General features: G+C 63.1%; 1 protein-coding gene and 1 pseudogene. One reads left to right on the top strand and one right to left on the bottom strand.

Features of this window, described 5'->3' with window-relative positions; translation table 11 throughout:
• On the top strand, nucleotides 1–213 hold a 213-nt coding region (locus NKI67_RS33790; protein WP_352649177.1), incomplete at its 5' end, for a hypothetical protein.
• Between the two features lie 162 nt (nucleotides 214–375).
• Here the strand turns inward: NKI67_RS33790 and NKI67_RS33785 are convergent.
• Nucleotides 376–949, bottom strand: a pseudogene (locus NKI67_RS33785) (hypothetical protein); the annotation flags it as partial.

The raw sequence follows: 949 nt of genomic DNA, 5'->3' as shown, positions 1-949 counted from the left end.
GCTTTCAATTACCCACATCGTCGGCTTGATCCAATGGAGATGCCGAAGGCGATGTCGTGCAAGCGGGTCATGCCGCGCCAGACGACCATGTTGCCAGGAGTCATGTTTGCGGGCGAGATAGCCGCCAATCATGGGGATTTGCAGCAGGTAGGCGGCGAGCGTGTTGGACGCGAGGTCGCGTTCGGGACGCGTCGATCTGGTCGAGCGCAGTGATCTCGGCGAAGGTGAGAACGCTGTCGGGCGCGGCGTCTGGCTTGGCACGCGCCGACATAGTGACGAAGAATGTGCGCCAGCTGACCACCGCGATGAGGGCGAGGAACTTGGCCAGCCTCTCGGCGGTTTCGAGCCTTGCCTCCTCCGCACGGCAGCCGGACTTCATGACCTTGTGGAACACCTCTGCCTTCCAGCGCAGGGCGTACCAGCCGACAGCTTTTCGGCCGCCGCGGAGAGATCTTCGACCGGCAAGTTGGTCACCAGCTTCCAGTCGATCGGCTCGCGACCGGGCGGCGGATCTTCTTCGAGGGCGTGGATGTAAGTCAGAACCTGCGGACTGTAGCGCTTTTGCTTGCCCACGGGCGGCAAGGTGTTGATGGCGGCGAACTTCACCTGCAGCCGGGTCGTCTCGTTCTGATCGACCGTAATGCGATGACGTCCCGCCCAAGGCGTCGCCGCAAGTTGGGCAAAGACGCGATGAGCAGGATCGTGTGGGGCAGCATCGGCAGGTTGCTCGGCCAGCCTGTTCGTCTGCACCCGCACGATGAAGCTCGTACCAAGGTCTTGCGCCGTGCAATAGAGCTCGTAGATATCGCTCTCCCGGTCACCCACATGCACGCAGCGCTCGGGCGCGCCAACGAGCGCGATGGATTGGCGCAAGTTCTCCAGCCAGCGGTAGCTCTCCTTCGTCTCGATCGGCACGCGCGTGGGGATCGATGTGCCGCTTGAGCGCGAG

The sequence above is a fragment of the Mesorhizobium sp. M0408 genome, from assembly GCF_040321495.1.
GTDB lineage: Bacteria > Pseudomonadota > Alphaproteobacteria > Rhizobiales > Rhizobiaceae > Mesorhizobium.
This window is presented reverse-complemented; position numbering and strand designations above follow the sequence as displayed.